Annotated in this window: 30 protein-coding genes; 17 read left to right on the forward strand and 13 right to left on the reverse strand. The window is 64.7% G+C overall.

Annotation, left to right across the window (positions count from 1 at the left end; all coding sequences use genetic code 11):
- The first annotated feature begins 18 nt into the window (after positions 1-18).
- Both AAEO60_RS03950 and AAEO60_RS03955 read left to right on the forward strand, forming a co-directional pair.
- The gene (locus tag AAEO60_RS03950; protein WP_341672344.1) at positions 19-1,092 is read left to right on the forward strand and encodes a cysteine desulfurase family protein; all 1,074 of its coding nucleotides are present in this window, start codon (positions 19-21) and stop codon (positions 1,090-1,092) included.
- A gap of 5 nt (positions 1,093-1,097) precedes the next feature.
- Positions 1,098-1,427, forward strand: coding sequence for a 2Fe-2S iron-sulfur cluster-binding protein (locus AAEO60_RS03955; RefSeq protein ID WP_341673539.1), 330 nt, complete (start codon positions 1,098-1,100; stop codon positions 1,425-1,427).
- Here AAEO60_RS03955 and AAEO60_RS03960 read toward each other — a convergent pair.
- Together AAEO60_RS03960 and AAEO60_RS03965 are read right to left on the reverse strand one after the other, a co-directional pair.
- On the reverse strand, positions 1,424-2,401 hold the full coding sequence (locus AAEO60_RS03960; RefSeq protein ID WP_341672345.1) for a DUF4349 domain-containing protein: 978 nt from the start codon (positions 2,399-2,401) through the stop codon (positions 1,424-1,426). The genes AAEO60_RS03955 and AAEO60_RS03960 overlap by 4 nt on opposite strands.
- A gap of 109 nt (positions 2,402-2,510) precedes the next feature.
- Positions 2,511-3,062 carry a type 1 glutamine amidotransferase domain-containing protein gene (locus tag AAEO60_RS03965; RefSeq protein WP_341672346.1) on the reverse strand — a complete coding sequence of 184 codons (552 nt, stop codon included), beginning with the start codon at positions 3,060-3,062 and terminating at the stop codon, positions 2,511-2,513.
- A gap of 104 nt (positions 3,063-3,166) precedes the next feature.
- On the opposite strand from AAEO60_RS03965, the gene parC reads away from it, so the two are divergent.
- Positions 3,167-5,464 carry a DNA topoisomerase IV subunit A gene (gene parC / locus AAEO60_RS03970; RefSeq protein ID WP_341672347.1) on the forward strand — a complete coding sequence of 766 codons (2,298 nt, stop codon included), beginning with the start codon at positions 3,167-3,169 and terminating at the stop codon, positions 5,462-5,464.
- A 62-nt stretch (positions 5,465-5,526) separates the two neighbouring features.
- On the opposite strand, the gene AAEO60_RS03975 is transcribed toward parC, so the two are convergent.
- From AAEO60_RS03975 to AAEO60_RS04000, 6 genes are all read right to left on the reverse strand, one after another.
- The gene (locus AAEO60_RS03975; protein WP_341672348.1) at positions 5,527-6,030 is read right to left on the reverse strand and encodes a hypothetical protein; all 504 of its coding nucleotides are present in this window, start codon (positions 6,028-6,030) and stop codon (positions 5,527-5,529) included.
- Between the two features lie 243 nt (positions 6,031-6,273).
- Positions 6,274-7,443, reverse strand: a complete 1,170-nt coding sequence (locus AAEO60_RS03980; RefSeq protein WP_341672349.1) for a CCA tRNA nucleotidyltransferase — start codon at positions 7,441-7,443, stop codon at positions 6,274-6,276.
- The gene (locus AAEO60_RS03985; RefSeq protein WP_341672350.1) at positions 7,436-8,038 is read right to left on the reverse strand and encodes a CoA pyrophosphatase; all 603 of its coding nucleotides are present in this window, start codon (positions 8,036-8,038) and stop codon (positions 7,436-7,438) included. Before AAEO60_RS03985 ends, AAEO60_RS03980 begins: the two co-directional genes overlap by 8 nt.
- Positions 8,035-8,589, reverse strand: a complete 555-nt coding sequence (locus AAEO60_RS03990; protein ID WP_341672351.1) for a DUF1285 domain-containing protein — start codon at positions 8,587-8,589, stop codon at positions 8,035-8,037. The genes AAEO60_RS03985 and AAEO60_RS03990 overlap by 4 nt, the downstream gene beginning before the upstream one ends.
- Before the next feature lie 20 nt (positions 8,590-8,609).
- Positions 8,610-9,128: a GNAT family N-acetyltransferase gene (locus tag AAEO60_RS03995; RefSeq protein ID WP_341672352.1), complete on the reverse strand. Its 519-nt coding sequence runs from the start codon at positions 9,126-9,128 to the stop codon at positions 8,610-8,612.
- A gap of 61 nt (positions 9,129-9,189) precedes the next feature.
- Positions 9,190-10,344, reverse strand: a complete 1,155-nt coding sequence (locus AAEO60_RS04000) for a PQQ-dependent sugar dehydrogenase (protein ID WP_341672353.1) — start codon at positions 10,342-10,344, stop codon at positions 9,190-9,192.
- Here AAEO60_RS04000 and AAEO60_RS04005 point away from each other — a divergent pair.
- Complete coding sequence (locus AAEO60_RS04005) at positions 10,343-10,981, forward strand: ribonuclease HII (protein WP_341672354.1); 639 nt, start codon at positions 10,343-10,345, stop codon at positions 10,979-10,981. The two genes, AAEO60_RS04000 and AAEO60_RS04005, sit on opposite strands and share 2 nt — an antisense overlap.
- Here AAEO60_RS04005 and AAEO60_RS04010 read toward each other — a convergent pair.
- Entirely contained in the window at positions 10,978-11,673 is a 696-nt protein-coding gene (locus AAEO60_RS04010) for a sulfotransferase family protein (protein ID WP_341672355.1), read from the reverse strand. The genes AAEO60_RS04005 and AAEO60_RS04010 overlap by 4 nt on opposite strands.
- Positions 11,674-11,902: 229 nt before the next feature.
- Between AAEO60_RS04010 and AAEO60_RS04015 the strand changes: the two genes are divergently transcribed.
- Complete coding sequence (locus AAEO60_RS04015; protein WP_423970079.1) at positions 11,903-13,045, forward strand: site-specific DNA-methyltransferase; 1,143 nt, start codon at positions 11,903-11,905, stop codon at positions 13,043-13,045.
- Between the two features lie 49 nt (positions 13,046-13,094).
- Entirely contained in the window at positions 13,095-14,207 is a 1,113-nt protein-coding gene (folP, locus tag AAEO60_RS04020) for a dihydropteroate synthase (protein ID WP_341672356.1), read from the forward strand.
- Here the strand turns inward: folP and AAEO60_RS04025 are convergent.
- Positions 14,204-15,625, reverse strand: a complete 1,422-nt coding sequence (locus tag AAEO60_RS04025; protein WP_341672357.1) for a sigma-54-dependent transcriptional regulator — start codon at positions 15,623-15,625, stop codon at positions 14,204-14,206. The two genes, folP and AAEO60_RS04025, sit on opposite strands and share 4 nt — an antisense overlap.
- Positions 15,626-15,809: 184 nt before the next feature.
- Here AAEO60_RS04025 and AAEO60_RS04030 point away from each other — a divergent pair, with 184 nt between their 5' ends.
- The 10 genes from AAEO60_RS04030 to AAEO60_RS04075 all read left to right on the forward strand — a co-directional run bounded on the left by AAEO60_RS04030 (position 15,810) and on the right by AAEO60_RS04075 (position 23,648).
- Entirely contained in the window at positions 15,810-15,932 is a 123-nt protein-coding gene (locus AAEO60_RS04030) for an aa3-type cytochrome c oxidase subunit IV (RefSeq protein ID WP_341672358.1), read from the forward strand.
- A 16-nt stretch (positions 15,933-15,948) separates the two neighbouring features.
- A complete protein-coding gene (locus AAEO60_RS04035; RefSeq protein WP_341672359.1) occupies positions 15,949-17,061 on the forward strand; it encodes an NAD(P) transhydrogenase subunit alpha in 1,113 nt (370 codons plus the stop codon).
- Positions 17,062-17,066: 5 nt separating this feature from the next.
- Complete coding sequence (locus AAEO60_RS04040) at positions 17,067-17,348, forward strand: NAD(P) transhydrogenase subunit alpha part 2 (protein WP_269101485.1); 282 nt, start codon at positions 17,067-17,069, stop codon at positions 17,346-17,348.
- The gene (locus AAEO60_RS04045; protein ID WP_341672360.1) at positions 17,349-18,800 is read left to right on the forward strand and encodes an NAD(P)(+) transhydrogenase (Re/Si-specific) subunit beta; all 1,452 of its coding nucleotides are present in this window, start codon (positions 17,349-17,351) and stop codon (positions 18,798-18,800) included. It begins immediately after the preceding gene.
- A gap of 147 nt (positions 18,801-18,947) precedes the next feature.
- Positions 18,948-19,640 (forward strand): aspartate/glutamate racemase family protein, encoded by a 693-nt coding sequence (locus AAEO60_RS04050; RefSeq protein ID WP_341672361.1) that lies wholly within the window; start codon positions 18,948-18,950, stop codon positions 19,638-19,640.
- Between the two features lie 82 nt (positions 19,641-19,722).
- On the forward strand, positions 19,723-20,883 hold the full coding sequence (locus tag AAEO60_RS04055; protein ID WP_341672362.1) for a deoxyguanosinetriphosphate triphosphohydrolase: 1,161 nt from the start codon (positions 19,723-19,725) through the stop codon (positions 20,881-20,883).
- A gap of 8 nt (positions 20,884-20,891) precedes the next feature.
- The gene (locus tag AAEO60_RS04060) at positions 20,892-21,599 is read left to right on the forward strand and encodes an NAD-dependent epimerase/dehydratase family protein (RefSeq protein ID WP_341672363.1); all 708 of its coding nucleotides are present in this window, start codon (positions 20,892-20,894) and stop codon (positions 21,597-21,599) included.
- Between the two features lie 21 nt (positions 21,600-21,620).
- Positions 21,621-22,607 (forward strand): bile acid:sodium symporter family protein, encoded by a 987-nt coding sequence (locus AAEO60_RS04065; RefSeq protein ID WP_341672364.1) that lies wholly within the window; start codon positions 21,621-21,623, stop codon positions 22,605-22,607.
- Complete coding sequence (locus tag AAEO60_RS04070) at positions 22,597-23,055, forward strand: ABA4-like family protein (RefSeq protein WP_341672365.1); 459 nt, start codon at positions 22,597-22,599, stop codon at positions 23,053-23,055. The genes AAEO60_RS04065 and AAEO60_RS04070 overlap by 11 nt, the downstream gene beginning before the upstream one ends.
- Positions 23,052-23,648 (forward strand): DUF938 domain-containing protein, encoded by a 597-nt coding sequence (locus AAEO60_RS04075; RefSeq protein WP_341672366.1) that lies wholly within the window; start codon positions 23,052-23,054, stop codon positions 23,646-23,648. The genes AAEO60_RS04070 and AAEO60_RS04075 overlap by 4 nt, the downstream gene beginning before the upstream one ends.
- A 71-nt stretch (positions 23,649-23,719) precedes the next feature.
- On the opposite strand, the gene AAEO60_RS04080 is transcribed toward AAEO60_RS04075, so the two are convergent.
- Both AAEO60_RS04080 and AAEO60_RS04085 read right to left on the reverse strand, forming a co-directional pair.
- The gene (locus tag AAEO60_RS04080; RefSeq protein ID WP_341672367.1) at positions 23,720-23,848 is read right to left on the reverse strand and encodes a hypothetical protein; all 129 of its coding nucleotides are present in this window, start codon (positions 23,846-23,848) and stop codon (positions 23,720-23,722) included.
- Positions 23,849-23,913: 65 nt separating this feature from the next.
- Positions 23,914-24,840, reverse strand: coding sequence for a DMT family transporter (locus AAEO60_RS04085; RefSeq protein ID WP_341672368.1), 927 nt, complete (start codon positions 24,838-24,840; stop codon positions 23,914-23,916).
- 78 nt (positions 24,841-24,918) lie between these two features.
- Between AAEO60_RS04085 and AAEO60_RS04090 the strand changes: the two genes are divergently transcribed.
- On the forward strand, positions 24,919-25,149 hold the full coding sequence (locus tag AAEO60_RS04090) for a hypothetical protein (protein ID WP_341672369.1): 231 nt from the start codon (positions 24,919-24,921) through the stop codon (positions 25,147-25,149).
- Between the two features lie 254 nt (positions 25,150-25,403).
- On the opposite strand, the gene AAEO60_RS04095 is transcribed toward AAEO60_RS04090, so the two are convergent.
- The gene (locus tag AAEO60_RS04095; protein ID WP_341672370.1) at positions 25,404-26,930 is read right to left on the reverse strand and encodes a TadA family conjugal transfer-associated ATPase; all 1,527 of its coding nucleotides are present in this window, start codon (positions 26,928-26,930) and stop codon (positions 25,404-25,406) included.
- Positions 26,931-26,979: the final 49 nt, after the last annotated feature.

The raw sequence follows: 26,979 nt of genomic DNA on the forward strand, positions 1-26,979 counted from the left end.
TCAGTCTATAGCCACGCCATGATCTACCTCGACAACCAGGCCACGACCCCACTGGCGCCCGAAGCGCGCGATGCCATGCTGCCATACCTCGGCGGGCCGGACACCAACATGTTCGGCAACCCGCACAGCCCGCACCGCATGGGCCGGCAGGCGGCGGCTGCCGTCGATATTGCGCGCGAGCAAGTGGCGGCACTGTTCCCCGATGGCGGGCGGGTGATCTTCACCGGCAGCGCCTGCGAGGCGATCAACCTTGCCATTCGCGGGGCGGAAACGGGCGGGAAGATCGCGGTTTCGGCGATCGAGCACGCTGCCGTGATCGACACCGCCCGCGCGCTGGGCACGCCGCACATCATCCCCGTCGATAGCGAGGGGATTGCCGACACCCGCAGCAACCTGCCGTCGGACACCGCGCTGGTCGGCGTCATGCAGGTCAACAACGAGATCGGCACCTTGCAGCCGGTCGAGGCGATTGCGGTACAGGCGCGCGAAGTCGGGGCGCTGGTGCTGTGTGACGCGGTGCAGGGCGCGGGCAAGTTCGCGCCGCCGCAGGGCGCCGACATGATCGCGATTTCGGCGCACAAGATCTACGGGCCCAAAGGCATCGGCGCCCTGTGGGTGCGTGACGGCGTGGAACTGACGCCGCAGATCACTGGCGGGCTGCAGGAAGGCCTGCGTTCGGGCACGCTCAACCCTGCGCTATGCGCGGGCTTTGGCGCGGCAGCCAAGCTGGCCAGGGAACGGATGGCAGAGGATGCCGCTCACGCCAGGGCGCTGTGGGACCGCGCGCTCGACCTGTTCGAGGGCTGGACGGTGAACGGCAGCTTGTCGCAGCGCAATCACGCCAACCTCAATATCCGCCGCGAGGGCCTGGACGTCGCGCGGCTGATGTCGGACTGCCGCGATGTCATGTTCTCCGCCGGGTCGGCCTGCGCCAGCGGCTCGGGCAAGCCCAGTCACGTGCTGACGGCGATCGGCCTCACCTCCGAACAGGCCAAGACATCGGTCCGGCTCGGCTGGGGCCGCTATACCACGATGGAGGAACTTGAAACGGCCGCGGAAAGGCTTAATCTTGCTGCGCTGCAACAAGGATAAGAGCCATCAGGGTCACTTTTATTACGCGCAATGGCGACAAGGTCGAAATCGAGGCCAAGCCGGGCGATGGCCTGCTTGAGGCCGGACAGGCAGCGGGCATGCCGCTGGAAGGCACCTGCGAAGGGCAGATGGCCTGCTCCACCTGCCACGTGATCGTCGCCCGCGAGTGGTTCGAACGCTTGCCGGAAGCCAGCGAAGAGGAAGAGGACATGCTCGACCTCGCCGCTGACGTCCACGCCACCAGCCGCCTCTCGTGCCAGATCCTGTTGACCGAGGAGCTGGACGGCCTCGAAGTCCGCATCCCCGCCGACAGCAACGACGCGCAGGGGTTCTAGCTCTCTGATTCGCCGCTCTTGCGTCGCCACAAACGCAGGCCGTTCTTCCGCCAGAGCCAGCGCAGGGCAAAGAACAGCAGGACGAAGGGGAACGCCCCGACGACGAGGTAGACGACTGCGGCAACGGCAACACCCAGGGTCGTTGTAACCGAGCCAAGGGCCTCGGATACCGGTGCCCAGAAGCCGACCGAATAGTGCCCCATCTGCGGATCGTATTCGATCGATACCGAAGTATAGGCCACGCGATTGCGGAGACTGGCGAGCCGCGACTGTGTTGCATCGATCTCTTCGTTGACTGCGGCAACACCACGCTCTGCCTCGACAAGGTCCCCAACCGATCCCTGTCGGTTGCGAAGAACCTCCATCAGCCGGTCGCGCAAGACCATGCGGGCGGCAAGCCGGGCTTCGTTGTCGATAATGTCGTCGGTCAAGTCCTCGCCGAAAATGGCGAAAGATATCTGTTCCGCATCAAGTTCATCGCCCGCCGAATTCAATGATGTTGAAAACGCGTCGATTTCGGAAGCAGCGACTTGCAGTTCCATGCGGCCATAACCGTAATCCCCGTCGCCCGATTGCGAGAGCGACAGGACGCGGCAGTTCCCTGCTAAGGAGTCGCACAGGTCCCGGTGGCGCTGCTGCAAAGTGGCAAGGTCAGCCGCGTCGACCTGGAAGCCCCACGAATAGGCGTAGGCAATCTGTGTGCCGGGGGCGGGATCTTCGTTGTCGTTGGCCCCGCCGCGCGCCGAGCTTTCTGCGAAGTTGGCGGCGCGTCGGGCACTTTCCGCTCCCGATGGCCCGGAGAATGGGCCTTGCTCCATGGCTTCCATAAACCCGAAGTTCTGGGTGGGGGCATCGCCGGACGTAGCGAAGTCCATTTCCATCCGTTCGACTTCGGCGCGAGGAGTGGTTTCCTCGGCATTGCAGCCGATTAATGCGGCCAATACAGGCACGGCCAAAATAATACGCAACTTCATAGACATCCCCTCAATGCCCCGAAGTTGGATTCAACGGCATACGATCGTCAAGCGGAAAAGGGCGGTGCCATGGCCGCTTCAACGGGAGAATATGCAATCCCTGCGGCCGTCAGGCGGCTTCGCGCTCTTCTGCGAGCTGTCGTTCCAGCGCCTTGATCAGCGCCTTGGAGAATGCAGGAATGTCGTCGGGATTGCGGCTGGTGATGAGGTGGCCGTCCACGGCCACTTCCTCGTCCACGACATTGCCGCCGGCATTGGCGAGGTCGGTGCGCAGGCTGGGCCAGCTGGTCACGATCCTGCCGTCGACCACACCAGCTTCCACCAGCATCCACGGCGCATGGCAGATGGCGGCGACGGGCTTGTCCTGGGCGACAAAGTCGCGGACCAGCTGCACTGCCTTTTCGTTCATGCGCAGGATATCGGGATTGATCTGCCCGCCGGGGAGCAACAGCGCGTCGAAGTCGGTGGCTTCGACTTCGTCCACTGTCAGGTCGACCGAAACCGGCTCGCCCCATTCCTTGCTCGAGAAGCCGCGGATTTCCCCGGTCTCCAGGCTGACCACGACGGTTTCGTAGCCGGCCTCGTCGAGATTGGCCTTGGGCTTTTCGAGTTCGGATTGCTCGAAGCCGTCGGTTGCGAGAATCATGATGCGTTGAGCCATTGCTTTTGCTCCTTTGGCTATGTGGCGTTTGTTCGATCAACGGGTGGGGAAATCCCTTTGTTCCGCGCTGTCAGCCGGACCGTGGGGGTGATAGGGCGAACCGCATGGCAACAGTCGAAGAACCTGATGATTCCGGCGCGGGGATTGTCCGCGAACCTTTCGAGTCCGCGCTGTCGGAGCGCTACCTCGTCTACGCCCTGTCGACGATCACGGCGCGTTCGCTGCCGGACCTGCGCGACGGGCTGAAGCCGGTTCACCGCCGTTTGCTGTGGACCATGCGGCAGTTGCGCCTGTCGCCGGACAACACCTTCAAGAAGTCCGCCCGCGTCGTGGGCGATGTGATCGGCAAGTATCACCCGCATGGTGACGTGGCGGTTTACGATGCCATGGTGCGCCTCGCCCAGCCGTTCACGCTGCGCTATCCGCTGGTGGAGGGGCAGGGCAACTTCGGCAACATCGACGGCGATAACGCTGCTGCCTACCGCTACACCGAATGCCGACTGACGCGCACCGCGATGCAGCTGATGGACGGGCTGGACGAAGGCACCGTCGAGTTCATCCCCACCTACAACAACGAGGAAGAAGAACCGGTCATCATGCCGGGTCTGTTCCCCAACCTGCTGGCCAATGGCGCGAGCGGCATTGCCGTGGGCATGGCCACCAGCATCCCCAGCCACAACGTGGCCGAGGTGCTGGATGCGGCCGAGATGGTGTTGTTCAACAAGGACGTGACCCACGCCGAGTTGATGAGTGTGTTCAAGGGCCCGGATTTTGCCACCGGCGGCCTCGTGGTCGACAGCGCGGAGAGCATTTCCCGCGCCTACGAGACCGGGCGCGGCTCCTTCCGCGTGCGCGGGCGCTTCCATGCGGCAGAGGCGGAGAACCAGGCGGACCGTGAAGCGGGGATCGAGCGGCTGAAGGGCGGCGGCTACCAGCTGGTGATCTCCGAGATCCCCTACCAGGTCCCCAAGGGCAAGCTGATCGAGCAGATCGCGGCGGCGATCGGCGACAAGAAGCTGCCGATCCTCGAAGACGTGCGCGACGAGAGCGACGAGGACATCCGCCTGGTGCTGGTGCCGCGCAGCCGCAACGTCGATCCGGAACTGCTCAAGGAAAGCGTCTACAAGCTGACCGACCTGGAGACGCGCTTCAGCCTCAACCTCAACGTGCTCGATTCCACGCGCACGCCGATGGTGATGGGCCTGAAGGAACTGCTGACCAACTGGATCGTCCACCAGATCGACATCCTGCAGCGCCGCACCCAGCACCGGCTCGACCAGATCGCCGCGCGGCTGGAGCTGGTCGAAGGCTATATCATCGCCTTCCTCAACCTCGACCGGGTGATCGAGATCATCCGCACCGAAGACGAGCCCAAGCCGGTGATGATGGCGGAATTCGGCCTGACCGACCGCCAGGCCGAGGCCATCCTCAATATGCGCCTGCGCAGCTTGCGCAAGCTTGAGGAAATGCAGCTGCGGCAGGAGAAGGACAACCTGCTGGCCGAGCAGGAAGAGCTCAACAAGCTGCTCGAAAGCCCGCCCCGCCAGCGCACGCGGCTGAAGCGCGACATGATCGCGCTGCGCAAGGAATATGCCGAAGATACCGCGCTGGGCGCGCGCCGCACGACCATTGCCGAGGCCGCGCCGACGGTGGAGTTCAACCCCGATGCCATGATCGAGAAGGAACCGGTCACCGTGGTCCTCAGCCAGAAGGGCTGGGTGCGCGGGGCCAAGGGCCATGTCGACCTCGGCACGGATGGCTGCGGCGACTTCAAGTACAAGGAAGGCGACGGGCCCGCCTTCGCGGTCCACTGCCAGACCACCGACAAGGTCTTGCTGGCGGCGGACGACGGGCGCTTTTTCACGCTCGGCGCGGACAAGCTTCCTGGCGCGCGCGGCTTTGGCGAGCCGGTGCGCAACACGCTCGATATCGACGCCTCGGCGCAGATCGTGGCGCTGGTGGTACATGAGAAGGACAAGCAGGTCCTGCTCGGCTCGACGATCGGCAAGGGCTTCGTCGCGATCACCGACGAATTGCTGGCGGAGACGCGCAAGGGCCGGCAGGTGGTCAACCTGAAGGGCGATGCCAAGCTGACGGTGGTTCGTGAAGTCGCACCCGAGCACGACCACGTCGCCGTGGTGGGCGAGAACCGCAAGCTGGTGGTCTTTGCGCTGGAAGAAATGCCGGTGATGACGCGCGGGCAGGGCGTGACCCTGCAACGCTATCGCGACGGCGGCCTGTCCGATGCGACGACCTTCAAGCTGGAGGAGGGCCTCAGCTGGGCCATGGGCGGCGACAGCGGTCGCACCCGGACCGAAACCGAGATCGGCATGTGGAAGGTGGCGCGCGGTGCCGCCGGCCGCCTGCCGCCGCAGGGCTTCCCCAAGGATAACAGGTTCTAGGCAAACAAAAGGGCCGGCGGGATGTTCCCACCGGCCCTTCCGTAATTCCGAATGGCTTCGGCTTAGCCGGCCTGTGCGGCCAGGGCAGCTTCGAGGTCAGCCATCATGATGCGGGCCATCAGGGCGCCGTTGGGGTCAACCGCGAACATTTCGCGCGGCAGGGTGACCAGGCTTTCGTCCTCGCGGGCGATCACGACGTTCTCGCCGGTGATCGAGTCCACGGTGCCCAGCGGAGCCGGGTCAGCGGTGACGACGGCAGCGCCTTCGACCAGCGCGGCTTCCAGCGCAGCTTCAGCTTCAGCCAGGGCGGCTTCGTGCATCTGCACCAGCTGGGCGCGGGTGATGTTCAGGGTCGGGCCAGTGTCGCTGGTGCCCAGCAGGTTGGCGGGCAGGGCGATCTGGTATTCGCCGACAGCCAGCACAACGGCGTTGGTGTCGATCATCTCGATGGTGCCGATGGCGGCATCGTCGTTGCCCATCACGGTGTCACCGACGGCCTGCGCCATGGCAGGAGTGGCGGTGAACGCAGCAAGTGCAGCAGCGGCAGTAAGAGCGAAACGCTTCATGCAAAAAATCCTCTTCCATCCGGCCCGCAGCATGAGCCGGGCCAGGGTTAAAATCGTCCGACGTAACGTCCACGAAGTGGAGCCGGAAATGATAAACGGGCGGCAAGCCAAAAGGCAGACACAGCAGGTGCACGAACCGCACCAATCCCGTTAAAAGACCGTCTAGCAGACAGCTTCTGAACCTTACCTGCACTAGGCGGCAGGGCGATTTCAACCCATTTTGTAAGTTATGCTTACAAAACGCTACGAAGCGAGTTCATCGGCGAGCAGGTCATTAACGCGGCTTTCGTCGGGAAACCCTTCGGCGATCCAACGCGCTTCAACGGCCTGCAGGACGCGCGCGACCTCGGGGCCGGCGGCGACCCCGCGCGCGACAATTTGCCCGCCTTTCAGGGGGAAGACGGGGATCTCCCAGGCCTCGATCGCGGCAACCGGTTGGCCTGCAAGCAGCAGCAGGTCGCGGGCGACTTCCAGCCCTTCACGGTAGGTGAGAGCGTAGGGATCGTCCGTTTCGGCGCCGCGTCCGGCAAGGCGCACGAGATGCTTTCGCTGGGCGTTCGAGAGCCGCAAGCGCGCCGCGACGGTCTCCGCCAGCTTGGATTCGGTCGGCAGCAGGGCTGCGAAACGGCGCAGGGCAGAGGGCTCGGCACCGTACCCAATTTCCGTCTCGATCAAGCTTGCCAGCGCCGCGAGGCCATCACCCGTCACCTCGGGAAGGACCACGGCCAGCACGCCGCGTTCATACATGCGTTCGACGGTTTCGAGCGGTTCCGGCAGGCCCAGCAGGAGCAGCAGTTCCGACGCCACGCGTTCGCGGCTGAGGCCCTTGAGGGTGGAAGCGAGGTCAGCGCAGGCTTCCTCGCCTTCGCCGTCGAGCAGCGAGCCGAAGCGGGCCTGGAAACGGTAGTAGCGCAGGATGCGCAGGTGGTCCTCGCGGATACGTTCGCGTGCATCACCGATGAAACGGACGCGGCGGGCCTCGAGGTCGGCCAACCCGCCGAAGTAGTCGGTGATCTCCAGCGTCTTCGGATGGGCGTAGAGCGCATTGATGGTGAAATCGCGCCGCGCCGCATCCTCGCGCCAGTCGCTGGCGAAAGCGACGGTGGCGCGGCGGCCGTCGGTGGACACGTCCTTGCGCAGGGTGGTGACCTCGACCGGCCCGCCGTCGAGCAGCGCGGTGACAGTGCCGTGGTCAATCCCGGTGGGCACGGTGCGGATACCTGCGGAATTGAGGCGCTCGATCACGACATCCGGCAGCAGCGTCGTGGCGGCGTCAATGTCCTTCACCGGCAGGCCCAGCCGCGTGTCGCGCACGGCGCCGCCTACCCAGCGGACGTTGTCCACGCCGAGCGCAGCCACCAGCGCCGCGAGGTCTTCGCGCTTGGTCCAGTCAGCTGCTGGCAGGTCAGCCATCGATCAGTTCTTTCCAGTCCAGCCGGTGCGAGAGGTGGGCGAGAATCCCGGCGGTAATGCCCCAGATGCGGTGCCCCTGCCAGTCGATCTCGTAATAGGGACGCTCGTAGCCGAGGAATATCCCGATCTTGGCCTTGTGGTTTTCGCGGTCGAGCACGTGGCGCAGCGGGGCCTCGAACCAGTCGGCGACCTCGCGCGGATCGGGGCGGATCGGCAAGTCGCCAGGTACGACACCGAGCACGGGCGTCAGGCGGAAACCGGTGCCTGTTATAAAGCTGGTGGCTTGCCCGACCACGCGCACCTGCGCCGGGTCGATGGACAGCTCTTCTTCCGCTTCACGCAGAGCGGCGGCAACGGCATCTTCGCCCGGTTCGAACTTGCCGCCGGGGAAGGCGACCTGCCCGGGATGGTTGGCCATGCTTTCCGGGCGATGCGTCAGCAGGACGCCGGGCTCGGCGCGCTCGGTAATCGGCACCAGCACGGCGGCGTCACGCAAGGGCTGGCGGGCGAATTCGCTGTCATCGCGAAGGCCCTCGAAGCCCACGTGGGTAGAGCGCGCAAAGTGTTCGGATAGGCGGTCGAACAGCGCGCTCATGCCGCAGGCACCAGGTCGAACTCTGCGCCGCCGCTGGTAACGCTGAGCGAGCCGTCATCGGCCAGTCCCTGTTCTGCCAGCTGGAGCCACGTCGAGCGGTCGAGCCGCGCTTCGCAGCCGTGGCGCACGGCGAGGTAGATGGCCGGACTGTCCGGATCACCCGCCGCGCGCAGCGGATGGTCGGGCCCGGCGATCACGAATTCGTCGGTGTTGAGCCGGAAGGCGAGGCTGTCCTCCTCCGCGCGCATGTCCACGGCGAGGAAGGCGGCATCTTCCACTTCGATTGTCTGCCGGTATTGCGGGGTGACGAGGTAGTGCTGACCGTCAACGGGATCGCGCCACAAGAGGCTGGCGAAGGCGCGCACCATGGCGGGGCGCGTGATGGGGCTGCCCCGGTGATACCAGGTTCCGTCCGCCGCAATACGCATCTCGCTGTAGCTGGTGTGTTCGGGCTGCCAGCGTTCGACCGGCGGAAGCTTGCGTGCGGCCACCAGGTCGGCGACTTCGAGCAGGCTCAGCGATGCAAGGTCGGGCGGAATGTCATAGGCCATGGCTGGCCATCAGATGGCAGCTAGGTGCGGGCAATCCAAGGGCCGAGCGTGCCTTCTTCGGGCAGAACGCCCGGATTTTCAGCGCGCACCATCAGGCGATGCCGTTCGAATTCGCCGGGAAGCTCCCACTTCTGGGTCGGTGCAGCCGTGAAACCGAAGCGGCCGTAATATTCCGGATCGCCGATCAGCACCTGTGGCAGCGGTGCCGCCGGATCGAGCGCGTCGGCCATGGCCGCCATCAGCGCCAGCCCAAAGCCCTGATTCTGGTGGCCCGGCAGGACGGCCACGGGGCCGACCATCAGCAATGGATGGCGGCGGCCCTGCGGATCGGTAAGGGCCACCGGCCAGACCTGGATGGTGCCGACCAGCATCTGTGCCTCGTCAACCACGGCAAAGCTTAGGGCGGGCAGCCACTCGGTCCCCGCGCGCACGCGATAGGCCGTCCGGTCCTTGCGGTCGGTGCCGAAAGCGCGGTCGAGCAGGGCTTCGACGAGAGCCGGATCGACCTCGGTCAGCGGAATGATGGTTGCAGCGTCCATGGGCGCGCGCCGTTAGGCCCGCGCCGCACAGGGTGCAACTGTTTCCGGCGAAACCGTGGTTCTAATTTGCCGGAGTCAGGCGCAACAACCGGCCCTCACCGCCATCCTCGGCCACCCAGATGGCGCCGTCGGGTGCCTCGGCGATCGAGCGCAGGCGGGTGGGCATGGTGTAGCGTGCGAGTTCGCCGGCGCTGTTGGCTTCGGCATCGACGCTGATCCGGGCGATAGCCGTCGTGCGCAGCGTGGTCACCAGCAACTGGCCCTGCCAGTCGGCGAACATGTCCCCGGTGTAGAAGATCATGTCGGACGGCGCGATCACCGGGTTCCAGAAGATGGCCGGCTTGGTGAAGCCGTCATCCTCGGTGTGGTCGGGGATGTCGCTGCCGTCGTAATTGTCGCCGTTGGAACGCACCGGCCAGCCATAGTTGGCACCGCGCACGACGAGGTTCAGCTCGTCGCCGCCCGCCGGGCCATGTTCCAGGTCCCACAGGTTGCCGTCGGGTGCGAATTCGAAGCCGAGCAGGTTACGCTGGCCGTAGGACCAGATCTGGTCCGCCGGGCTGCCCATTTCGGCAAAGGGATTGCCCTCTGCAGCCGTACCGTCGAGGTTGAGCCGCAGCACCGCGCCGCGATTGTCCATCAGGTCCTGCGCGGGATCACCTTCCTGGCGGTCCCCGCTGGCAAGGAACAGGTATTCGCCGTCGGGCGAGAAGGCGATCTTGTGCGAATAGTGGCCGAACCGCTCGCCGACATGGCTCTGGCGCCAAATCTCGCTGAAGTCTTCCAGCTCGCAGTGCGTGTCGCTGTGACAGACCAGCGTGCCGCGCCCCATGGCGGCAAGGGCGCCTTCGCCTTCGGGCTGGGCCCAGGTGATGTAGACCGTGCCACTTTCTGCATAATCCGGCGCAAAGGCGATGTCGCCGAGGCCCCCCTGGCCACGGTTGAGCACTTCCGGCGCACCGTCGACGGCGCCGACGGTGCCCGTGGCGGGAGCGACAAACTTGATCGTCCCGGCCTTCTCGGTGAGGAAAATACGGCCCGTGCCGGGCTCGAAAGCAATCGCCCACGGCGCGGCGAAAGTGCCATAGCTAGTGGCGGTGAAGGGGGCTTCTTCGCCCAGCTCTACCGTGTCGCCATCCCCAGATTGCGCATGGCTGCAACTTGCGAAGCCCAGCGCGCTTGCGAAAAGGGCGGTACTCAGGATTGTCTTGCGCATGTTGTCTGCTTCACCTTCTGCCGAATTTGCATCCACTTTGGGGCCTGCGCCGCTGGTCGCCGGGGTGGACGAGGCCGGGCGCGGCCCGCTTGCTGGCCCTGTAGTGGCGGCTGCCGTGCTGCTGTGCAAGCCGGTACCAAAGGGCATGGCCGATTCGAAGAAGCTGACGGCCAAGGCCCGCGGCGCGGCAGAAGTGCTGATCCGGCGTGATTGTGCCTTTGGCATCGGGGTAGTGGACGTCGAGGAGATCGACCGGATCAACATCTTCCAGGCGACCATGTTGGCGATGAGCCTGGCCATGGAGCGCCTGTGCGAGGCGCTGGGTCGCAATGACCTGCAAACGCTGATCGACGGCAACCTGACGCCCGCCGGTCGCTGCGATCGCTGGCGCTGGGACGCCACCCCGATTGTCGGCGGTGACGGGATCGAGCCGGCCATCGGTGCGGCCTCCATCCTCGCCAAGGAATACCGTGACCGCCTGATGATCGAGGCGGCGCAGCGCCACCCGCACTACGGCTGGGAGCGCAACAAGGGCTATGGCTCGAAGGAGCACATGGCCGCCCTGCGCGAGCACGGCCCGACACCGCTGCACCGCCGCAGCTTCGCGCCGGTCGCGCAGATGGAAATGGAGCTTTAGCCGAAGGCTTTTGCGCGCAGCTCTTCGATGTAACCGCCGGCAAATCCTTCAAGGATCACCGGGTCGGCAGGCAGGCCGCCCTGTTCATCCGACTTGCCGCCAAGCTCGTCGCGGCTGTTGACCTTGGGGAAGCGCTCTTCGGGTACCGGCACGCCGAGGAATTCGCACAGTGGCTCCCAACCTTCCTTGGGATGGAAGACCAGCAGTCGCTCGGGTGCGATGGTGTCGATCACGGCCTGGTTATGCGCCTCGTACCACTTGGTCATGAAGTCGCGGTCGTTTATCTTGCCGCCGCCGAAATCGCGCAGGTAGGTGCCTTCGAACATCTTCATCAGCGGCGAGCCTTCGAGCGAGGCCAGCATGCGCGGCGACATGATCGTTTCGCTCACTGAATCGAACCACGTATCCGCATCGCGCACGGTCAGCAGCACCTTGGCCTCAGGATAGAACTCCGACAGTTCGCGCCAATAGGAGCTGGCGGGAAAGTCCGTGGTCGAGCGATAGCCGTCGAAAATTGCGTCCCAATCGGGCTTGCCGTCGGCCACGTCCTGCCACAGCGCGATATTGCGGCGGGCCCCGCGGAACACCTCCGCCATGTGATAGCACGGCCCGAAGCCGAGATGTTCCAGTGCGAACTTCATCGAGAAGGTCGCCGTGCGGCCGGGACCAGCCCCAATAACTTCAAGTGCCATCGTCTTTCCCCCTTTGAGCCGTTTTGCGCCCCGTTCGGTACCTTCTGCCATGAGTGAGTCCTTAGCGCCACACCCCTGCATATCGAGTCTGCGGAAACCGCGAGGACTCAATATCTTGTGTCGGACTCTTTTCGTTCTCCCTGAACAAAATCCGAGCGTGGCCGAATTGCCGCTTGACCCGCGGACTCCGAGGACTCAGACCCCCTGTGGATAACTTCAGGGGAAAACCGTGGGTGAACTGACGAAAATTCGTGCGCCGAAGGCGCGCAAGCGCAAGGCGCCTGCGGTCGACAAGGCGGACCTGCCACTGGGACAGATCCTGTGCGGCGACTGCGTGGAGCGCATGCGCGAACTGCCAGATGCCTGCATTGACCTCGTCTTTGCCGATCCGCCCTACAACCTGCAACTGGGCGGGGACCTCAACCGGCCCGACGGCAGCCATGTCGATGCCGTGACCGACGACTGGGACCAGTTCGACAGCTTCGCGCTCTACGACAAGTTTACCCGTGAATGGCTGACCGAGGCCAAGCGTGTGCTGAAGCCGGATGGCGCGTTGTGGGTGATCGGCAGCTATCACAACATCTACCGCGTCGGCGCGATCCTGCAGGACCTCGGGTTCTGGATCCTCAACGACGTGGTCTGGCGCAAGACCAACCCCATGCCCAACTTCCGGGGTACCCGCTTCACCAATGCGCACGAAACGCTGCTGTGGGCGAGCCAGGGAGAGAAGGCCAGGTACCAGTTCAACTACACCGCGATGAAGACGCTCAACGACGAGATCCAGATGCGCAGCGACTGGACCTTCCCGATCTGCAGCGGCGGCGAGCGGTTGAAGGACGACACCGGCCACAAGGCGCACCCGACGCAGAAGCCCGAGGCGCTGCTTTACCGCGTGTTGCTGGCGACCACCGAGAAGGGCGACGTCGTGCTCGACCCCTTCTTCGGCACCGGCACCACCGGCGCGGTGGCCAAGCGCCTTGGCCGCGACTGGATCGGGTGCGAGCGAGAGGCGAGTTACCGCAAGGTCGCGACCGCGCGCATCGCAAAGGAACTTCCGCTCGACGAAAGCTCGCTGGCGACCATGCAGAGCCGCAAGAGCCAGCCGCGCGTCGCCTTTGGCGCCGTGGTGGAGGCCGGCCTGCTCAAGCCCGGCACCGAGGTGTTCGACAAGAAACGGCGCTGGAAGGCCGTGGTTCGCGCAGACGGTTCGATCGAATGCGACAAGCTGGTCGGATCGATCCACCTTGTCGGCAAGACCTTGCAGGACGCGCCCAGCTGCAACGGCTGGACCTTCTGGCACTATGAAGCGGACGGCGACGTGAAGCCGATCGACGCGGCGCGCGCGCTCTACCTGCTCGCTGCCGAGGATTAGTCGCCATTCGCGCTTTCGCAGGGCTGACGATCTGGGCTAGTCCGCCAGCATGACTGATCGCATCTACATCCAGCCGCTCACCACCGTTTCCGGCCCGCAGGCGGTGGACGGCAAGGCCGTGCGGCTGGGCGGCTCCATGGTCTACGCCCGCGAATTCGCCGTGATCCTGCGCCGGAATGGCGCTGTTGCCGAACGCATGCTGGCGACGGTCGACACCATCGACGACGTGCTGGCTTTCATGCCCGAGGAGGTGCGCGGCGAAGGTCGGCAACAGTGGGAGGACCTGCGCAAGGTCCATGCCCCCATGGAACTGGGCGCGCGCACTGTGCGGCTGGACCAGCCGCAGGTCATGGGCATCCTCAATGTCACGCCCGACAGCTTCAGCGATGGCGGCAAGTTCATGGACGATGCCGAGGCCATGCGCGAACAGGCCGCCAAGATGCACGAGGCGGGCGCGGCGATCATCGACATTGGCGGCGAAAGCACGCGGCCCGGCGCGAAAGACGTCTGGGAAGGCGAAGAGATCAAGCGCGTCGAGCCCGCCATCGAATATTGCGTCGGCATGGGCGCGGCGGTCAGCGTGGACACACGCCGCCCCGCCGTGATGGAGGCCGCGCTGGCTGCCGGCGCCCATGTGATCAACGACGTGTCTGCCCTGCGCTACGACCCGCGCAGCCTGCAATTTGCAGCCTCCAGCGGCGCGCCTGTGGTGCTGATGCACGCGCCGGGCACGGGCGAGGACCTCCACGCCGATCCCGACTACACCAGCGTGGTGTTCGACGTATTCGATTTCCTCAAGGACGCGCGCGACCGGTGCCTTGCAGCGGGTCTCGCGGCTGACAAGATCGTGCTCGATCCGGGCATCGGCTTCGGCAAGTCACTGGCGGACAACCTCGCGCTGCTCAATTCCCTGCCGCTGTTCCACGCGCTGGGCCAGCCATTGCTGCTGGGCGCCAGCCGCAAGCGGATGATCGGAGCCTTGTCGAACGAGGCCCCGGCACACCAGAGACTCGGCGGTTCGCTCGCCATCGCACAGCTGGGCATGGACGCCGGGATGCATATCCTGCGCGTCCACGATGTTGCCGAGACGGTGCAGGCCCGCAACGTCTGGCGCGGCCTGCGCGACGCGGCGCTGACGGACTTTGCGGGGCTGGCCGACTAGGCCGCGTTGTCGATGCCGAGATCGCTGAGCTTGCGGTAGAGCGTCGAGCGCCCGATCCCCAAACGGCGCGCCACTTCGGTCATGCGGCCGCGGTAGTGGCCGATGGCGAGGCGGATCACGTCGGCCTCGATCTCTTCCAGCGGGCGCAGGTTGCCGTCGGACGAGTAGAGCATGACGCCCGCGCTATCGCGCATGGGGCCGCGAGCGACCGGCTCGATCTCGCCGACGATCTCGCGCAACTGCGGGAAGTCGTCCTCGGTCAGCGCGTCGCCTTCACAGAACACCGCAGCGCGGAACAGCACGGCCTGCAGCTGGCGGACATTGCCCGGCCAGTCGAACGAGCCGAGCAGGCGCATGGCGTCGGAGGTCACGCCGAGCGGGCGCAGGCCCGGCTGCTGGCCGATCTGGTGGAGGAAATAGCGGGTGAGCGCACCGATATCGCGGTCGCGCTTGCGCAGCGGGGGCAGTTCGATGCTGGTGCGCGAAATCAGATCGAGCAGTTCCTGGCGGAAGTGTCCGCTGGCGACGAGGTCTGCCAGCGGCAGGTTGCTGGCGCTGATCACGCGCACGTCGACCTTGAAACCGTACTGCGCGCCGAGCGGCTTCACGCTGCCGGTTCCAAGCAGGTGGATCAGCCGGTCCTGCACATCTATCGGCAGGCGATCGATCTCGTCGAGCACCAGGGTGCCGCCATCGCAATGCTGGAAAGCGCCCACCTGCTGGTCGAAGGCGCCGGCAAAGGCACCCTTCTCATGACCGAACAGCACCGATTCAAGGCTGCTGGCAGGAACACCAGTGACATTGATGCTGCGGAAGGCCGTCTTGGCACGCGGGCTGGCCGCATGCATGGCGCGCACCAGCATTTCCTTGCCGGTACCGCTTTCGCCCTCGATCAGGACGTGCCCGTGGCCGCGGGCGGCCTTGGCCGCCTTGGCCAGCGCATCGCGGAACGGCGGGGCCGTGCCGACCATGGCATCGAAATCGAGGTTTGCGGGCATCTTCTCGCTGAGCGGGATCAGCTCGTCCCGCGGGGCTTCACGGGTGGTGGCATTGCGTAGCGCCTGCATCAGCCGTTCAGGTGCGACAGGTTTCACCAGGTAGTCGGTAGCGCCGGCACGCATGGCTTCCACAGCCAGCTGCGGGCTGGTGCTGGTGGTCAGCATCAGGATCGGCAGGGCAGGGCGACGCGCCTTGAGTTCGGCGATAAGTTCGCAGGCGCGGTCACCCGGAACGGCCTGATCGAGGATGATGGCCGAAAGCTGCATGCCCTGACGCGTGCCCAAGGTGGCAATCGCCGTCTCGCTGTCATCGACAGAAAGCGTGCGCCAGCCTTCGCGGCCTGCAAGCGCGCCCACGAGGCGACCTTGCCCCGCTTCCTTGTCGATCAGCATAAGCAACCGCTGTTCGGGCTCTACCATGCGCAAAATACCTCTGGTGCCGGTTTCTGCCGGATGTCGAACCAAGGTCGTATCAGGGCGAGGTAAAGAGGCCATTAAGGCTGGCAATCGGTGGTTCGTGCTCTTGTGGGACTTGAGGCCGGTGCCAACCGAGGATAGGACAGCAGGCAACACCTAGACGCCAGAAAGAAGGCAAGCCAAGACCATGACCGATCCGCAGGACCTGAAAGCCCACGAAGGCACCTACTCCAGCTTCATCGGGATGTTGAAATGGGCGATTCCGGTAATCGCGATTATCGCTGCCATCGTCGTCGCCCTGATCGCCTGACGCGGCGCGCGGGGGGATGAAGATTGCTGTCCTGAAGGAAACTGCCGCCGGGGAAACCCGCGTGGCGGTAACGCCTGAAACGGTCAAGAAGCTGGCCTCGCTGGGAGCGAGCCTTGCGGTCGAGGCAGGTGCTGGTGCGGCCTCCGCCATTTCCGACGCCGACTATGTCGACGCCGGTGCCGAGGTCGGCCCTGCTGCGGCGGTGGTGAAAAATGCCGACCTGGTGATGGGGGTGCAGGCACCCGATGTCGCCGCGCTGGCCGGTGCCAAGCCCGGTGCCTGGGTGGCGGCTACATTCGATCCCTTCGGTCAACGTGAGCGCGTCGATGCCTATGCCAAGGCAGGGCTGGAAGCGCTGTCGCTCGAATTCATGCCGCGCATTACCCGCGCGCAGTCGATGGACGTGCTTTCCAGCCAGTCCAACCTCGCCGGCTACAAGGCCGTGATCGCGGCGGCGGACCAGTACGGCCGCGCCTTCCCGATGATGATGACCGCGGCGGGCACGATTTCGGCGGCCAAGGTCTTCGTCATGGGTGTGGGCGTAGCGGGGCTGCAGGCCATCGCCACGGCCAAGCGCCTAGGTGCGCAGGTTTCGGCCACCGACGTGCGGCCCGAAACCGCCGAACAGATCAAGAGCCTCGGCGGCAAGCCGGTGTTTGCCGAGGGCCTCGAAGCCTCGGGCGAGGGCGGTTACGCCGCCGAACTCACCGACGAGCAGAAGGCGGCGCAGGCGGAAATGGTCTCCGCCCATATCGCCAAGCAGGATATCGTCATCACTACCGCGCTGATCCCCGGACGAGCGGCTCCGCGACTGGTGAGCGACGCGCAGATCGCGACGATGAAGCAGGGCAGCGTGATCTTCGATCTGGCCGTGGCGCAGGGCGGCAATGTCGAAGGCTCTGTGGCGGACCAGGTGGTGGAAAAGCACGGTGTCCACATCATGGGCTTCTCCAACACGCCCGCGCACCTCGCGGCGGATGCGAGCGCGCTGTTCAGCCGTAACCTGTTCAATTTCCTCAGTGCTTTCTGGGACAAGGAAGCCAACAAGCCGGTCCTCGACGAGGAAATCGGCGACGCCATCCGCCTGACCAAAGGTGGCGAAGTGGTGAACGCGAGGCTCAAGGGGTAGGCCGCATGGACTTCATATCAATCCTCTCGATCTTCGTGCTGGCTTGCTTCGTCGGTTACTATGTCGTGTGGTCCGTCACCCCGGCGCTGCACACACCGCTGATGGCCGTCACCAACGCGATTTCATCGGTGATCATCGTCGGCGGCCTGATCGCTGCGGCGGAAGCGGGCAGCGACGTGGCCAAGTGGCTCGGGCTGGGCGCGGTGGTGCTCGCCAGCGTCAACATCTTCGGTGGCTTTGCCGTCACCGAGCGGATGCTCGCCATGTACAAGAAGAAGGACAAGTAGATGGACCTGTCGTTCTTCGCTGCCGGAGCCGCACACGGTCCGGTGAACCCCTGGGTGGCGCTGGCTTACCTCGTCGCGGGTGTGTTCTTCATCCTCGCGCTGCGCGGGCTTTCCAGTCCTGCCACCAGTCGCGCGGGCAACCGCAACGGCATGATCGGCATGGCGATTGCCGTGGTCACCACGCTGGTGACGCATGACATCGCCAATATCGTCGAAATCGGAGTCGCCATCTTGCTCGGCGGGATCATCGGCATCACCGTCGCACGCCGCGTGGCCATGACGGCCATGCCCGAACTGGTCGCCGCCTTTCACTCGCTGGTGGGCCTTGCCGCCGTGCTGGTGGGCCTTGCCGCATGGCTCAACCCCACTGCATTCGGGATAACCGACGCTGACGGGCAGATCCTCGTCGCCAGCCGCGTCGAACTGGGCCTGGGTATCGCCATCGGTGCGATCACCTTCTCCGGCTCGGTCATCGCCTTCCTCAAGTTGTCGGGCAAGATGAGCGGTTCGCCGATCCTCCTGCCGATGCGCCACGTCATCAACCTCGGCACCCTGCTGACCATCATCGGCCTGGTTGCCGCCTATGCCATGTCGGGCGCGGGCGGTGCGGGTGAGGGGCTGCTGGTCGTCTGGATCACGCTCGCGGCCTTCATTATCGGCTTCCTGCTGATCATCCCCATCGGCGGCGCGGACATGCCCGTCGTGGTCTCCATGCTGAACTCCTATTCGGGCTGGGCGGCAGCGGCCATGGGCTTCACGCTGGGCAACACGGCCATGATCATCACCGGCGCGCTGGTCGGCTCGTCGGGCGCGATCCTCAGCTACATCATGTGCCGGGCGATGAACCGCAGCTTCATCAGCGTGATCGCCGGCGGATTCGGTGCCGACGACAGCGCGGGCGGCGGCGAAGCGCGCGAGCAGCGACCCTTCAAGCAGGGCAGCGCGGCGGATGCGGCCTTCATGCTGGAACAGGCCGAGAAGGTCATCATCATCCCCGGCTACGGCATGGCCGTGGCCCAGGCGCAGCATGCCCTGCGCGAGATGGCGGACTTGCTGGAGGAAAAGGGCGTGGAGGTGAAATATGCCATCCACCCTGTCGCCGGGCGCATGCCGGGCCACATGAACGTGCTGCTGGCGGAAGCCTCCGTCGAATACGACAAGGTGTTCGAGCTTGAGGATATCAACAGCGAGTTCGCCCAGGCCGACGTCGCCTTCATCATCGGCGCCAATGACGTGGTGAACCCGGCGGCGAAGACCGACAAGTCGAGCCCAATCTACGGCATGCCGGTGTTCGACGTGGACAAGGCCAAGCAGGTGTTCTTCATCAAGCGCAGCATGGGCGGTGTCGGCTATGCCGGTGTCGACAACGACGTCTTCTACATGGACCAGACCATGATGCTGCTGTCCGATGCCAAGAAGATGGTTGAGGAAATCGTCAAGGCGATCGACTGATAGCCGGGTAACGGTGACGTCGCGCCAGCGTGACATCATCCCCCTGACAATTCGTCCGCATCGTGGAACCAGTCGTCGCCATCGCCCGTTAGGCGGGCAAGGCACGCGCTACTAATATTGTGTCACGCAAAATGGGGACATCGCGACTTGCGTAAACTTGGGCTGATTGGCGGAATGAGCTGGGTTTCCACCCGCAGCTATTACGAACGCATCAACCGCTATGTGCAGCGGAACGTAGACAAGGCGGCATCGGCCCCCATGCTGATCGAGAGCCTCGATTTCTCGCAGGTTTACCGCGCGCAGACGACAGAAGAGTGGCAGAACGCCAGCGCAGTCCTGGGCGCGAGCGCGCAGCGGCTGGAAGCGGCCGGCGCGGAAATGCTCATTATCGGCGCCAATTCGATGCACAAGGTCTACCGCGACGTTGCCGCCCAGGTGGAGGTGCCGATCCTGCACATCGCTGAATGCGTCGGCGCCAAGATGGCCGATGACGGCGTCAACCGTGCGGCACTGATCGGCACGCGCAATGTCATGACGGAGAGTTTCTACCGTCGGCGGCTGGTGGCGCACGGGGTGGACCTGTTGCCGCCCGACATGGCCAACGTCGAGGAACTGGACCGGATCATCTACAACGAGCTGATGCAAGGGAAGGCGAGCCGCAACGCCGAGCGCAGCCTGCGCACCATGTTCACCAATTTCCAGAAGGTGGGGGCGCAGGCAGTGATCCTCGCCAATACCGAGCTTGAGCAGGTGGTGGACGTCGATGCCAACGTCCTGCCCATCTACGATTGCACCGCGATTCACGCGCGAGCGGCCGCAGAATGGATAATCGGCGGATAATCGTCGGCGACTTGCCGCTTTTTCGCGGCGTTCGCGGGCTGTTCCCGTTGTCATGCGGCTGGCCGCAATTTAGCGACCGCGCATGTCCCGTGCGCCCTATGCAGCCGATCCCGCGAAAACCCGCGGGCGCGAGTTCGAACAACCGGGCTTTGGTGCGCGCGGTCCGCGCAGCGCTTTCCAGCGTGACCGCGACCGCATCATCCACTCGATCGCCTTCCGGCGGCTGGCGGGCAAGACGCAGGTCTTTGTCGCGCCGGACGGGGATCATTACCGGGTTCGCCTGACGCACAGCCTCGAGGTGGCGCAGATCGGCCGGGTGATCGCGCGCCAGCTGGGGCTGGACGAGGACCTGACCGAGGCGCTCTGCCTGGCGCACGATCTCGGCCATCCGCCCTTCGGTCATCCGGGGGAGGAAGCGCTCAACGCCTCGCTCGCCCCGCGCGGCGGGTTCGACCACAACGAGCATGCGCTCCGCACGGTCATGCGGATCGACAGCCCCTATTGCGACAATCACGGCCTCAACCTGAGCTGGGAGACGCTGGAAGGCATTGCCAAGCACAACGGTCCGGTGGCGCAGCCCGGGTGGGCGCTGAGCGAACTGAACGCGGCCTTCCCGCTGGAACTTGACCGCTGGCCTTCGCTGGAGGCGCAGGTGTCCGCGCTGGCGGACGATATTGCCTACGACAACCACGACATCGACGATGGTCTGCGCGCGGGCTTCCTCCAACTCGACCAGCTGCTGGAGCTGGATTTCATTGCTGACCTGTGGCGCCAGATCGAGCGCGAATATCCGCACGCACGGCGCGAGGCGCAACTGCGCGAGCTGGTGCGCACGCAGATCGGCGTAATGGTGAACGACCTGCTGGAGACCACGCGGGCCAACCTGAAAGGCATCGGCAGCGCGGACGAGGTGCGCGGTGCGGGTGTTGCGCTGGCCGGCTTCTCGCCTGATATGACCGCAATGGAACGGACGCTGAAACGCTTCATGTACGCCAACCTCTACCACCACGAGGCGCAGTTGCGCACGGCGGAGCGGGCGCGCGGCGTGATCTCCAAGCTCTATGCCGCATACGACCAGGTGCCATCGTTGATGAACGCCGGCTGGGCCGAACGCCTGCCGCCGGAGGAACCCGAACGGGCCCGGCACATCGCCGATTTCATCGCCGGGATGACGGACCAGTACGCCATGAACCAGTATGCCGAAATCTTTGGCAACCGCCCTGACGGACTCTCCAATGTGTGATTTCGCCAATGTCTGAGCCGCTGCGCGTCTTGCTGGTCGGTGCCACCGGCCTGATCGGTAGGACGATTATCGCCCGTTCTCCGCAATTGCAGGGAATCAAGCTGCAGGGCCTCGCCCGGCGGGAAATTCCCTTTGCCAAGGGCACCCGCATGGAGCTCGTGCTGGCCGAGAGCGGCGAATGGCCCGGCATCATCACCCAACTGGTGCCCGATGCCGTGATCAGCGCGCTCGGTACCACCCACAAGAAGGCGGGCAACGACGATGCCTTCCGCGCGGTCGACCATGACCTCGTGCTCGAAGTGGGCAAGGCCGCCAAGGTGGCAGGCGTGAAGAACTTCGTACAGGTGTCATCGGTGGGGGCCGATCCCTATTCGAAGAACAACTACATGCGCGTGAAGGGCGAGACCGAGCGGGACCTCAAGGCGTTGAAGCTGCACCGGCTCGACATCCTGCGGCCCAGCCTGCTGCGCGGCAAGCGGCAGAATGATCTGCGCCCGGCAGAATTCCTCGGCCAGGTCTTTGCTCCTGTCGGCGACCTGTTCCTGCACGGATCGAAGGAGAAGTTCCGCTCGATCCGTGCGACCGATGTGGCCGCCGCGGCTTTGCAGGCTGCGATCTCCAAGGCCGGCGGCCAGTTCGTCCACGAACACGAATCGCTCATGCGGCTGGCGCGCGAGTTCGACCGCGCCCAGGCAGACTTGGCCGGATCCGGCTAGGCGCAGCGAGGGGGAGGGGACATGCGAGGGCTGGTAGACAAGGCAACGGCGCTGTTTGCTGTCTGGACCGTGCTCGGCGTGGGCTGGGCCTGGCTGTTCCCCGCCCATTTCGCCTGGGTGACCAGCGGCAGCCTGTTCGGCCAGTCGCTCATCAGCGTACTGCTGGGTGTCATCATGCTGGGCATGGGCCTGACCTTGCGGGTGGAGGACTTCGCCCGCGTGCTGACCATGCCGCGCGGCGTGGCGGCGGGCGTTGCCCTGCAATTCACCGTCATGCCGGCGGCAGGCGTCACGATAGCCATGCTGAGCGGGCTGGAGACCGGCCTCGCGGTGGGCCTGATCCTCGTTTCCTGCTGCCCCGGCGGCACGGCAAGCAATGTCGTGGCCTACCTTGCACGGGCCAACCTCGCGCTCTCGGTCACAATGACCATGGCTTCCACGCTGGTCGCGATCGTGCTCACTCCGCTACTAACCGGCTGGCTGGGCGGCGTGTTCATCGAAATCGACCGTTGGGCGCTGTTCCAGCAGATGGTCGCCATCGTGCTGGTGCCGGTGGTGGCAGGCGTTGCCATGGGCCGCTTGTTGCCCAAGACGACCCGCAGGATCGCCACGTTCTCACCGCTCGTCTCGGTCATCGTGGTGGTGCTGATCGTCGGGGCGATCGTGGGGGCTTCGAAGGACCTGATCGAAGCGCATTTCGGAGTGCTGCTGCTGGCGGTTTTCGCGCTCCACGCTATCGGTTTCGGCCTCGGTTTCGTGATCCCACGCCTGATGGGCTTTGCATCGCCCGAGCAGCGCACCATTTCCATCGAAGTGGGCATGCAGAACTCCGGCCTTGGGGCCAGCCTTGCCAGCGCGCCGAGCTTTGCAAACCAGTTTGCCAACCCTATGCAGGCGGCGCTTGCGCCGGTGCCGAGCGCCATCTCGTCGGTCTATCACGTGGTGATCGGATCGATACTGGCGGGTATCTGGGCGCGCCAATCTGCGGAGAATGACCATGTGGAATAGCCTGTTCGGGATCGCCAACATCTGGGCGATGATCTTCTGGGCGATCCTGGTGCTACTGCCCCGCAAGCCGCTGGCGCTGAGTGCGGTCTTCTACGCCGGTGTGGGCCTCCTCTGCCTCGCCTACGCATTGCTGCTCGGGCTGCTGCTGGGCGGCGTGGTTGACCCCGGCGCGACAGGCGAGGGCGCGGCGTCCGGTTTCACTTCCATCGAAGGCGTGCGCGGCATCTTCATGTCGGATGGCGGCGTGACGGTTGGGTGGATCCACTACCTCGCTTTCGACATGTTCGTCGGGCTCTGGATCGCGCGCGATGCCGACCAGAAGCAGTTTTCGCGCCTCGTGCAGGCACCGGTGCTCTTGCTCACCTTCATGGCTGGCCCGGCGGGCCTGCTGGTGTGGATGGCAATTCGCGAGAAGCGCGCGCGCAAGGGAGCGAGGAAGGGCGCATGACCAAGCTCTACTACCCCTCGACCGAACGCAACCGCGAGCCGATCCTGGCGGTGTTGCAGCAGGAATTGCCGGCCTCTGGCCTGCTGGTGGAAGTAGCTGCCGGCAGCGGCGAGCACGCGCTGTTCTTCTCGCGCAGGTTTCCGCAATTGCAATGGCAGGCGACCGATCCACAGGTGGAGGCGCTGGAATCCATCGCTGCCTGGCGGGAAGAGGAGGGTAGTGACAACCTCCTGCCGCCGCTCGAACTTGATGCCTCGGCCCGGCAATGGCCGATCGACGGCGCTGACGCGATCCTGTGCGTCAACATGACCCACATTAGCCCGCCTGCCGCGACGGAGGGCCTGTTCGCCGCTGCCGGACGGTTGCTGCCGCCAGGCGGGCCGCTGGTGATCTATGGACCTTTCGTGGAAGCCGATTTCGAAACAACCGCGTCCAACCTCGAGTTCGACGCCAGTCTCAAGTCGCGCGATCCCTCCTGGGGCCTGCGCGACGTGGCGTGGCTGGATCAACTGGCGGCGGGCAGTGGACTTGAGCGCAAGGCGCGTCATGCCATGCCCACGAACAACCTCACACTGGTCTATCGCCACAAGTAGAAAGCGCCCGCCGGATTGCTCCAGCGGGCACCTTGCGACCCAATATAAAGGGCATCCCGTCGGTAACTTGCCTAGATCGCTTCGTCAGCGTCGTCAGCAAGCGATTCCAGGTCCTCACCGGCACCGCGGACGGTGTTACAGGCAGCGACGCTCAGCGTCAGCAGGCCGGCGGTGACGGCAATCACGATTTTGCGAGCCATTGTTCGTTCCTTTGTATGCTGCCCGGAAATTGCGGGCTTGCGTTGTTAAAACCCCGTTGGCGGTATCAGGTTCCAATGGACTGCCGCTGGTCAACAAAACGTTTCTTGCTAACGACGCGCTCGCGCCAGGCAATGATGATCCCCGCGACGACGACCAGCGGCGCGCCCAGCCAGGTGCTGGTGCCGGGCAGGACAGCAAAGAACAGCCAGCCATACAGCGTCGCCCAGATCAGGCTGGAGTAGTCCATCACCACCACGCTGGAGACTTTGCCGTAACGCAGGGCGAGCGTTATCAGCAGCTGGCCCACGGTTCCCGACAGACCGATCCCCGCAAGGATCGCATAGGTCTGCCAAGTCTGTGCCGCCATGGTGAAAGGCAGGAACGGCAGCACGCATAGGGTGCTGAAGGTGGCGAACCAGAAGACAATGCTGATGGCCTTGTCGGTGCGGCTGAGGTCCCGGATCTGAATCGATATCAGCGCTACCATGAAGGCGCCGCCCAATGCCGCTGCTGCACCGCCTAGGGGAATGGCATGGCCGCCCGGTTGGGCGATGATGATAATGCCGAGAAAGCCCGCCACGACGGCTGACCAGCGCCACCAGCCGACTTTCTCGCCCAGCAACATGGTCGACAGGATCACGGCCCAGATTGGCGCGGTGAAGCTCATGGTCGTGGCTTCGGCCAGCGGCAGCAGGATTACCCCGCCGAAGTTGAGCAGCATCCCGACGAAACCGTATCCCGCGCGCACGAAATGCGCCTTGGGGCGCTGGGTCTTGAGCATACCGATGCCGCCGGTCGCCAAGACGAAAGCAAGCAGCAACGGGATGGAGATGAACTGCCGCCAGAAGATGATCTCGGCAACGTGGACACCGGCTTCGGAAGCCAGTTTGATCAGCGCGGCCATGGTAGCGATGCCTGCCATGCCGCCGAGGCGGATCAACAGGGCCAGCAACGGGCGGTCAGTCGAGGCGTCTTCCACGTCTTCGGCCATAGGCTAAGCCGCGCGGCGATCAAGCATTGAGGCGAGGGATTGTGGCAGGGCGGAAGACTGCCCATATCGCCGCGCGTGATGCAGCTGCCTGATTGGCTCAGATTCGCCAGCGACGCGACACGGTTCGGCCTGTGGGGCGGGGCTTTCCTGCTGCTGTCCGCGCTATCCATCTGGGGCGACCGCCGCCGCGCCAAGCGCAAGCAAGTCGATGACGTTGGCTTGGTACCCTGGCGCGATATTGCCGCGCTGAGCACCTTCATCGGCCTGGCCTTGATGAGCTTTGCCGTGGTGGGGTGGGTCAGGGGTTAGGATCGTTTCCTTGCGAAGCCGCCTCCGCGGCTTCGTCCTCGCTAGACGCGCAGCAGAGCCGCGCCCGCTGCGGGAGGCCAGTCGGCCTTGCGGTCACTTGCGTGACCGTTTTCAGCGCAAGATAGCTAGGTGGTGCTGGCCTCGGGCGCGATTAGCACACGACAGAGCGCGACTGCGCGACCGCAGGTGCCGCGCAGCGAAGCGGAGCGAACAGCACCGAGGACGCTCCGACGGAGGTCGGAGCGAAAGGCAAATTACAGGCAGGCTTCCAGATAGGCCTGGTCGAAGCCGAACTGGCGGGCTTTCTCCAGCGTGTAGGGCCGCAGGCCGGACGAGCGATGCTCGCCGATGATCTTGCCGTCGTCGCCTTCGTCGAGATACTCGAAGCTGAACAGCTCCTGCGTCACGATCACGTCGCCTTCCATGCCGATCACCTCGGTGACGTTGGTCGTACGGCGCGAACCGTCGCGCAGACGCTTCACCTGCACGATCAGGTCGACCGATTCGGCGATCTGGCGCGAAATGGCTTCCTTGGGGATCTTGATGTCGCCCATCAGGATCATGTTTTCCATACGGCCCAGGCACTCGCGCGGCGAGTTGGCGTGGAGCGTACACATCGAACCGTCGTGGCCGGTGTTCATGGCGGCGAGGAGGTCGAAACACTCTGCGCCACGAATTTCGCCCAGGATGATACGGTCAGGACGCATACGCAGGGCGTTCTTCACGAGGTCGCCGATGGTGATGGCACCCTGGCCTTCAAGGTTTGGCGGACGTGTTTCCAGTGGCAGCCAGTGCGGCTGCTGCAGGCGGAGTTCGGCGGCGTCTTCGATGGTCAGCACACGCTCGCCCGGGTCGATCATCTTCGACAGCGAGTTGAGCATGGTCGTCTTGCCCGAGCCGGTACCGCCCGAGATCACGATGTTCATGCGGCAGGCACCGGCAATCTTGAGCGCGGTACACATCTTGTCGCTCATCGAACCCCAGTCGCGCAGGTTGTCCAGCGTGATGGGCTTTTCGGAGAACTTACGAATCGAGATCGCCGTGCCCTTCAGGCTCAGCGGAGGAACGATCACGTTCACACGGCTGCCGTCCTTGAGACGGGCGTCAGCCAGCGGCGTGGTCTGGTCGACGCGGCGGCCGACCTGGTTCACGATGCGCTGGGCGATCTGGAACAGGTGGCTCTCGTCGCGGAACTTGATCGGCGCGACAATCAGCTTGCCGCCTTTTTCGATGTAGGTCTGGTCCGGACCGTTCACCATGATGTCCGACACGTCGGGGTCGTTCAGCAGCTCTTCGAGCGGACCGAAGCCGAGCAGTTCGTCGATCAGCACCTTTTCCAGCGCGAACTGTTCGCGGCGGTTGAGGGTGACCTTCAGCTCGGCCAGCACTTCCATGATGATCGGACGGAATTCTTCCGACAGCTCTTCCTTGGTCAGCGTGGCCGCTGCTTCCGGATCGACGCGTTCGAGCAGGCGCGGCAGCACCTGTTCCTTGATCTTGTGGACGCTGGCTTCGAAGCCGCCAAGCTCGCTGGAATGGTCGTGGATCGCGTTGGAACGGTCCGCGAGGCGGCTCATGGCATCGGATTGCTTGTTCCCCGATCCATTGACCGGCGTTCCTTCGGCAGGCACCGGCGGGAACTGGTCGCCGCCTGCTGCACCATCGTCGGAGGACGATGCAGGAGCCCCGTCGCCACCGCGCATGGGCCTGGCAACGCCAAAGCTCGGACGTGCGCCCTTGGACAAGCCACCTGCGCCGTTCTTGCGTCCGAATGCGCTCATTCTCGCAAACCCCCTAAAGTCACTTGATCACCTCATTCCGAAGAATTCG

The organism is Aurantiacibacter gilvus (genome assembly GCF_038289935.1).
Classification (GTDB): domain Bacteria; phylum Pseudomonadota; class Alphaproteobacteria; order Sphingomonadales; family Sphingomonadaceae; genus Alteraurantiacibacter; species Alteraurantiacibacter gilvus.